The sequence below is a fragment of the Mycobacterium sp. E1386 genome, from assembly GCF_001672745.1.
Classification (GTDB): Bacteria; Actinomycetota; Actinomycetes; order Mycobacteriales; family Mycobacteriaceae; genus Mycobacterium.
The window spans coordinates 1-8,256 of the sequence record NZ_LZKH01000048.1; the positions used below are offsets into that span (position 1 = coordinate 1).

At 69.1% G+C, this 8,256-nt stretch carries 7 protein-coding genes; 4 read left to right on the plus strand and 3 right to left on the minus strand.

Annotated elements, in window-relative coordinates:
• The first annotated feature begins 40 nt into the window (after positions 1-40).
• The 4 genes from A5709_RS04800 to A5709_RS04815 all read left to right on the plus strand — a co-directional run bounded on the left by A5709_RS04800 (position 41) and on the right by A5709_RS04815 (position 4,759).
• A complete protein-coding gene (locus tag A5709_RS04800; RefSeq protein ID WP_068118364.1) occupies positions 41-1,048 on the plus strand; it encodes an SDR family oxidoreductase in 1,008 nt (335 codons plus the stop codon).
• The gene (locus A5709_RS04805) at positions 1,045-2,151 is read left to right on the plus strand and encodes an enolase C-terminal domain-like protein (protein ID WP_068118373.1); all 1,107 of its coding nucleotides are present in this window, start codon (positions 1,045-1,047) and stop codon (positions 2,149-2,151) included. Before A5709_RS04800 ends, A5709_RS04805 begins: the two co-directional genes overlap by 4 nt.
• A 75-nt stretch (positions 2,152-2,226) precedes the next feature.
• Positions 2,227-2,955 carry a PAS and ANTAR domain-containing protein gene (locus A5709_RS04810; RefSeq protein ID WP_068118366.1) on the plus strand — a complete coding sequence of 243 codons (729 nt, stop codon included), beginning with the start codon at positions 2,227-2,229 and terminating at the stop codon, positions 2,953-2,955.
• A 19-nt stretch (positions 2,956-2,974) separates the two neighbouring features.
• Positions 2,975-4,759: an ABC-F family ATP-binding cassette domain-containing protein gene (locus A5709_RS04815; protein WP_068118368.1), complete on the plus strand. Its 1,785-nt coding sequence runs from the start codon at positions 2,975-2,977 to the stop codon at positions 4,757-4,759.
• A 107-nt stretch (positions 4,760-4,866) separates the two neighbouring features.
• Here the strand turns inward: A5709_RS04815 and A5709_RS04820 are convergent, their stop codons facing one another.
• The 3 genes from A5709_RS04820 to A5709_RS04830 form a co-directional block, all read right to left on the minus strand.
• The gene (locus A5709_RS04820) at positions 4,867-5,340 is read right to left on the minus strand and encodes an STAS/SEC14 domain-containing protein (RefSeq protein ID WP_068118370.1); all 474 of its coding nucleotides are present in this window, start codon (positions 5,338-5,340) and stop codon (positions 4,867-4,869) included.
• 196 nt (positions 5,341-5,536) lie between these two features.
• The gene (locus A5709_RS04825; RefSeq protein WP_068011138.1) at positions 5,537-6,598 is read right to left on the minus strand and encodes a type III polyketide synthase; all 1,062 of its coding nucleotides are present in this window, start codon (positions 6,596-6,598) and stop codon (positions 5,537-5,539) included.
• A gap of 127 nt (positions 6,599-6,725) precedes the next feature.
• A partial coding sequence (locus tag A5709_RS04830) for an acyltransferase domain-containing protein (RefSeq protein WP_156767967.1) occupies positions 6,726-8,256 on the minus strand: 1,531 nt, incomplete at its 5' end.

The window sequence follows — 8,256 nt, forward strand, 5'->3', positions numbered from 1 at the left end:
CGACGCGATCCACCATGACTGAATCGAAAGGAGATTCTCGATGACACAGACAGTGGTGATCACCGGAGCCAGCGCCGGCATCGGCCGGGCCACCGCGCAACTGTTCGGGCAGCGCGGGGCGAACGTCGCCCTGCTCGCCCGCGGCTCCGCCGGGCTGGACGGCGCGGCCCGCGACGTCGAATCCGGCGGCGGCAAGGCGCTCAGCATTCCCACCGACGTCGCCGACCACGCGGCCGTCGCCGCCGCCGCCGACGAGACCGAGGCGACGTTCGGCCCCATCGACGTCTGGGTGAACGTCGCGTTCACCTCCGTGTTCGCGCCGTTCAGCGAGATCAGCGCCGAGGAGTTCAAGCGCGTGACGGAGGTGTCCTACCTCGGCTACGTGCACGGCACCATGGCGGCGCTGGCCAAGATGCGGCCGCGCGACCGCGGCACCATCGTGCAGGTCGGCTCCGCGCTCAGCCAGCGATCCATCCCGCTGCAATCGGCCTACTGCGGTGCCAAGCACGCCATCAACGGTTTCACCGAATCGGTGCGCTGCGAACTGCTGCACGAGCACTCCAAGGTGCGGATCACCGTGGCCCAGATGCCCGCGGTCAACACCCCGCAGTTCTCCTGGGTGCTGTCCCGGCTGCCGCGCCATCCCCAGCCCGTGCCGCCGATCTATCAGCCGGAGGTCGCCGCCCGCGGCGTCGTGTATGCGGCCGATCATCCGGAGCGCAAACAATATTGGGTCGGCGACAGCACCATGGTGACGCTGCTGGCGCAGAAGTTCGTCGCACCGCTGCTGGACCGCTACCTGGGCCGCACCGGATACGACTCGCAGCAGACCGAGCAGCATGTGCGCCCGGGGCGGCCGCACAACCTGTGGCATCCGCTGGACGAAGAGCCTGGCAGTGACCACGGCGCGCACGGCGGCTTCGACGACAAGTCCCACGCGCTGAGCCCGCAACTGTGGGCGTCGCAACACCCCGTCGTCAGCGGCACGGGCGCACTCGGCGCCGCGGGGCTGGGCGCGTGGCTCGCCGCGCGCCGGTGGACGCGATGAGCGTCGACGCATCCATCGACGAGGTCACCGCGCGGGTCTACGAAATCCCCACCGACGCACCGGAAGCCGACGGAACCCTGCCCTGGTCGTCGACCACCATGGTGCTGGCCGAGGTCAGCGCGGGTGGGCGGCGCGGGATCGGCTACACCTACGCCGACGGCGCCTGCGGCGCACTGATCAACGGGCCGCTCGCCGGCACGATCACCGGACACAGCGCCCTCGACATCCCCGGGCGGTGGCAGGCGATGGTCCGGGCGATGCGCAACAACGGGCGCCCGGGGCTGGTGTCGTGCGCGATCTCGGCGGTCGACACCGCGTTGTGGGACCTCAAGGGCAAACTCGTGGGCCTACCGGTATGCCGCCTGCTCGGCATGGCGCACGACCGGGTTCCGATCTACGGCAGCGGCGGCTTCACCACCTATGACGAACGCACCACCCGCGCCCAACTCGAACGCTGGGTGCAGGAGTGGAAGATCCCACGAGTCAAGATCAAGATCGGCGAGTCGTGGGGCTCCGACGAGCGCCGTGACCTTGACCGCATCGCGCTCTCGCGCAAGGTGATCGGGCCGGACGTCGAGCTATATGTGGACGCCAACGGCGCCTACCGCCGCAAGCAGGCCATTCGGATGGCCCACGCGATGTCCGCCCACGACGTCACATGGTTCGAGGAACCCGTCTCCTCCGACGACCTGGCCGGGTTGCGGGAAGTGCGCGACCAGGTCACCCCGGACGTCACCGCGGGCGAGTACGGCTACGACCTGGCCTACTTCAACCGGATGCTCGCCGCCGACGCGATCGACTGCCTGCAGATCGACGTCACCCGCTGCGGCGGGATCACCGACTGGCTGCGCGCCGCCGCCGTAGCCGCCGCCCGCAACGTCGACGTCTCCGGCCACTGCGCCCCCAACCTGCACGCGCACGTGGCCAGCGCCATCCCGAATCTGCGGCACCTGGAGTACTTCCACGATCACCACCGCATCGAGCACATGCTGTTCGACGGCGCCCTGCCGCCCGAGGGTGGGGCGCTGCGGCCGGACCGGGACCGGCCCGGGCTGGGCCTCGAGTTCAAACACGCTGATGCCGAGCCGTATCGAAAAGCCTGATGCATGAATGGACCCGCGCGAAAGTGGGCATTGATATGCAGAGGACATAGTTACGGATCTGAAGGGCAGTGCGCGATGACCGTGAACTTTGAAGACGAGGCTGTTGACAGGCCCAACGAGGAGCCCGCCCATCACGGTTCGGCCGACTCGGCGTGCGAGGCGTTCATGTCCGATGCCGTCGACGAGCAAGACCTGAACGCGGTCGACTTGGTCCTGGGCCTCGGCGAGCCGCAGAGTGTCGGCCGGTTCCGGTTCTTCCTGGACGGCCACCGCTGGGAGTGGTCGGCGGCGGTCGCCCGCATGCACGGGTACAAGCCGGGACAGGTGCAGCCCACCACGGAGCTGCTGCTCAAGCACAAGCACCCAGACGACCGCGAGCGCGTCGCCGCCGTCCTGGAACGCGTAATGCACGGCAAGCCGTTCAGCAGCCGCCACCGCATCATCGACACCGGCGGGCGCACCCACTGCGTCGTCGTCGCGGGCGACCGGATGCTCGACGACCACGGCACCCCGCTCGGGACGTCCGGCTTCTACGTCGACGTCACCGACTCGCTGCAGACCGACATCAACAACGTGCTGTCGGCGGTCGCCGACGCCCGGGCCCGAATCGAACAGGCGAAGGGCGTCCTCATGGCCGCCTATGGCATCTCCGCGGAGCGGGCGTTCGACATCCTGGTCTGGCGATCCCAGGAAACCAACCTGAAACTGCGCGAACTCGCCAGCCGCTTCCTGGACGCGGTGGCCAGCAAGGCATCGGCGGAGACCCAGAGCGAAGTCGACCGGGCGCTGCTGACCCTCGAATAGCCGCAGTAGGGTCGGGCCGGTGGCACACCTATTGGGAGCCGAGGCCATCCACCTCGAATACCCGACCCAGCTGGTATTCGAATCGGTGACGCTGGGCGTGAACGACGGCGCCCGCATCGGCATCGTCGGGCGCAACGGGGACGGCAAATCCAGCCTGCTGCGGTTGCTGACCGGCCAGCTGCAGCCCGACTCCGGCCGCGTCACCCGCCGCAGCGGCTTGCGGGTGGGCGCGCTGAGCCAGGCGGACACCCTGGACCCGGACCACACCGTGGGCTGGACGCTGGTCGGCGATGCGGCCGAACACCAATGGGCCTTTGACGCGCGGGTGCGCGACGTGGTCGGCGGCCTGGTCTCCGACATCGGCTGGGACGCCGCGATCTCGACGCTCAGCGGCGGCCAGCGCAGGCGCGTCCAGCTGGCTAGGCTGCTGGTCGGCGAGTGGGACGTCATCGCGCTCGACGAGCCCACCAACCACCTGGACATCGAGGGCATCGCCTGGCTCGCGGAACACCTACGCCAACGCTGGGCACGCAATACCGGCGGGCTGCTGCTGGTCACGCACGACCGCTGGTTCCTGGACGAGGTCGCCACCACGACGTGGGAGGTGCACGACGGGATCGTGGAGCCGTTCGAGGGCGGTTACGCGGCCTACGTGCTGCAGCGCGTCGAGCGCGACCGGATGGCGGCCGCCACCGAAGCCAAGCGGCAGAACCTGATGCGCAAGGAGCTGGCCTGGCTGCGGCGCGGCGCGCCGGCCCGCACCTCGAAGCCCAAGTTCCGCATCGAGGCGGCCAACCAGCTGATCGCCGACGTGCCCCCGCTGCGGAACAACGTCGAGCTGGCCAAGCTGGCGACCGCTCGGCTCGGCAAGGACGTCATTGATCTGCTCGACGTGTCGGTCGCGTTCGACGGCCACCCGGTGCTGCGCGACGTCGAATGGCGGATCGCCCCGGGCGAACGCACCGGCATCGTCGGCGCCAACGGCGCCGGGAAGTCGACGCTGCTGGGGCTGATCGCCGGGAGCATCTTGCCGGACACCGGACGCGTCAAGCGCGGCAAAACCGTCCAGCTGGCCGAGCTCGACCAGCAGGGCGACGCCCTGGCCGGGCTCGCCGACGACCGCATCGCCGACGTGCTGGGCCGGCTCCCCGGCGGGTACGAGGTCGAGGGCCGCGAGGTGACGCCCGCCCAACTGCTGGAGCGGCTCGGCTTCGGCCGGGGACAGCTCTCGGCCCGGATCGGCGAACTCTCCGGCGGGCAGCGGCGGCGCCTGCAGCTGATGCTCACGCTGCTCTCCGAGCCCAACGTGCTGCTCCTCGACGAGCCGACCAACGACGTCGACACCGACATGCTCACCGCCATGGAAGACCTGCTCGACTCCTGGCCCGGCACCCTGATCGTCGTCTCCCACGACCGCTACCTGCTCGAGCGGATCACCGACCAGCAGTACGCCGTTCTCGACGGCCGGTTGCGACACCTGCCCGGCGGCATCGACGAGTACCTGCGGCTGGCCGCCCACCGGTCGGCCCAGGCGGAGGCCGAGCCGCCTGCCGCCGCCGCTCCGGTTGGGCCGGCGGGGATTTCGGGAGCCGAGCGGCGGGCCGCGGAGAAGGAGCTGGCCGGCGTCGACCGCCAGCTCGCGCGGCTGGCCGGGCGGATCGCGGACAAACACCACGAACTGGCCGAGCACGACCAGGCGGACCACGTCGGCATCACCCGGCTCACCCAGGAGTTGCGTGCGCTCGAAGACGAGGTTGCCGCGACGGAGAGCCGCTGGCTGAACCTCTCGGAGGCGCTGGAATAGTCGGAGACCCGACCGTAAGCGCGCGACTTCATTCCTTTCCACCCAGCGCGCGCGGTACCAGCATGCCCGCCAGATGTGTACCGCTTTTTCAGACAGTCCGGTGGCGGTTACTTTCCGCGCTTGGCGATGACGAGCCTTCCAAGGCTTGCGACGGCGGCGAATGATCCACCGATATAAGCCTTGGCCATGTCGCGGGCCGAGACGTCGGCGCGGACCGGGAGCGAGGTCAGCCAGGCCACCGCGTCGTCGCGCTCACCGTCGCAGTAAAGCCGCATCGAGCAAGGCATAAACCTGCCGATGCCGCGAGCCGGTGCGCGGATCCAGTCGACGTCGCTGACGACAGCGCAGCCATCGAGCAGCCGCACGTAGCCCGACCCCAGTCGAGCGTCCGCCCACAGCGCACCCGGCGTGATGCACTCGAAGTCCGGCCCGAACTGGTAAAGCAGTCGCATCCGATGTCCGTCTTCTCGCGCTCGATCGATGAGCGGCGCAAAGACCCGCTCGTAGTCGTCGGTTGTCACCGTCCCGATCGCCTCCAAGGCTTGAACACCCGCGGGCATGTCCGAAAGTTCTTTCAGCACAACGACCCCTCTCGGGCATCGACGGTGGGATCAACGCGTCGTACCGGTTGCCGGAGCTGTTACTCCCTCACCTTGATTAGCATCAATATTACTTCCTACTGCAACTATTGCATAGTGCAATGATAGTCAACTCGGCTCAGAGAGAACGTGCGCATGAGGGTCGTCGTCGTTGGGGACTGAGCTGTGAGGCGCGCGCTCAGCGCCAGCGCAAGAGCACGAGCTCGGAGCTGAATCCCGGGCCCATCGCGAGCATCAGCCCGGGGCTGCCGCCGGGCGGCGGCTTGGCGATGGTGTCGCGCAGGATGTGCAGCACCGAGGCCGACGACAGGTTCGCGATCTCGCCCAGCGAGCGCCAGGTCAGCTCGAGGGCGTCCGGTGCCAGCCCGAGGCTGTTGCCGATCGCGTTGATGACCTTGGGTCCGCCGGGATGCGCCACCCAGGCGCCGACGTCGTCCGTCGTCAACCCGTGGGCGCCCAGGAACCTGCTCACGTCGCCCGCCAGGTGGCGGTCGATGAGGTTCGTCAGCTCGGGCGACATCACCAGGTGCAACCCGGTCGAGCTGACGTTCCAGGACATGATGTGCAGCGATTCGGGATAGAGCCGACTGCGGGAGTCGACGATGTCGGGCCCGCCGGGGCTCATGCGGTCGGCGCGACGGTCGCCGACGGCTACCACGGCGGCGGCCCCATCGCCGAACATGGCGGTTCCCACCAGACCGGAGACGGTCGGCTTGACCGCGGGGAAGGTGAGGGAGCACAGCTCGACCGACACCAGGACCGCGACGCCGTCCGGCGCGCCGCGCAGGTAGTCGTGTAGTTGGCCCACGCCCGCCGCCCCGGCCGCGCAGCCCAGACCGAACAGCGGAACCCGGCGCACGTCCGAGCGCAGTCCGAGCCGGCCGGCGATCCTCGCGTCGAGTGACGGCACGGCAACACCGGTGACCGTGGTGGTGGCGATCATGTCGATGTCCTGCGGCCGCAGGCCGGCCTCGTCCAGCGCGCCCAGCAACGCTTCGCAGCCGAGTTCGACGGCGCGTTCGATGAAGACCTCGTTCGCCTCGCCGAAATCGGTCAGCGACGGGTACCGCTCCAGCGGCAGGACCAAGTGGCGGCTGTTGACCTTGGCGGCGGCGTGCAACCGCCGAACGACCTCTTCGTGCTCCTTCAATGCGGGGAATTCGACGATCTGGTCGGTGATTTCGGCCTGGCTGTAACGATGCGGCGGCAACGCTCCGCAGACGCCCGCGATGACGCTCATGCCCAACCCTCTTGCTTGCGTCCCAGCTCAAAAGGGACTTTCATCAATTCCCGAAGTCTAGGCCGTTCCGAGTGGCCCGGCAAAAAAACGGCGTATTCGACATGTGTTGTATTGCATCGAGATTCCGTCATTCGGCGTCCTCGTCGTCGCCGGAATTCAGCGCCATCGCGATCAGGGCGTCGGGGCTCAACGAGTCGATCATGTCGATGACCGGTTCGGCGACAACGCTTTCCGGGCCCCCGGCGAGCAGCAGAAGTTTGTCGAGCAATCCCGTTCTTCGAAGCTCGGCGAGCGGGATGCCGCGCAGCGTCGACCACACCTTTTCCTCGTCCGATTCGTCGTCTTCGCCGCGGAACAATTGCCGGCGCAGATGATCGGCCAGCGCCGCGGGGGTGGGATAGTCGAAGATCAGGGTCCGCGAAAGCGCCAGCCCGGTCGCCGTGGTCAGCCGGTTGCGCAGTTCGACGCCGGTCAGCGAGTCGAACCCGAGGTCGGCGAAGGCACGATCGCGGTCGATGGCTCGGCCGTCCGGATGACCCGACACGGCGGCCGTGTGCTCGCAGACCAGCTCGGCAAGCCGGCTCTGCTGCTGCGCGGGGTCCAGGGCGTGCAATTGTTCGGCCAGCCCCGGCGACCTGGTTACCTTGCCGGGCAACGCATTATGCTCGTCACCGAGCCAGAACCGTTGCCGGGCAAAGCCATACGTGGGCAGGTCGACCCGGCGCGCATGCGAGCCGTCGAACACGGCCGGCCAGCTCACGCCCACTCCGGCGGTGAAGAGCCGGCCTGCCGCGCTGAGCACCGACTCGATCTCCGGAGCATCCTTGGGCACGGTGACCACCGAGGTCGGCCGGTCGGTGGCCAGCGATTGGTCGACCGCCGCGCTCAACCCACCGCCCGGGCCCACCTCGACGAACACCGTCGCCCCCAAGGCCTCGGCGGTGCGCACGCCGTCGAGAAAACGCACCGGCCGGCGCACGTGCTCGACCCAGTAGTCGGCGGACCCGTACCCCGTTCCGGCCGGCTCTCCGGAGACGTTGGACACCAGGCAGGTTCGCGGCCGTCGCGGCTCGATGTCGGCCACCCGATGCGCGAACTCCTCGAGCATCGGCTCCATCGACGCCGAGTGAAACGCGTGCGAGACCGCCAACCGGTGCGTCCGCCGGCCGGTGCCCGCCAGCCGGTCGGCCACGGTTTCCACCGCGGCCCGCTCACCGGACAGGACCACCGAATTGGGCCCGTTGACCGCCGCGATGCTCACGCCGTCGTTCAGCAGCGGCGCGACCTCGGCCTCGCCGGCGCTCACCGCCACCATCGCCCCGCCGGCCGGCAGCGCCGCCATCAATTCGCCGCGGACCGCCACGATGCGCGCCGCGTCGTCCAGCGACAACACGTCCGCCACGCAGGCCGCGACGATCTCCCCCACCGAATGACCCAGCACCACTTCGGGTATCACGCCCCAGGACCGCCACAACGCGGCCAGGGCGATCTCGAAGACGAACAGTGCCGGCTGCGCGAACTGGGTGCCCTGCAGCAGCTCGGCGTCGGTGCCCCACATCACCTCGCGCACCGGCAACCGCAGGTGGGTGTCGATCGCCGCCGCGGCCTCGTCGAAGGCGTGGGCGAAGGCCGGAAAGCGTTGATGCAGTTGGCGGCCC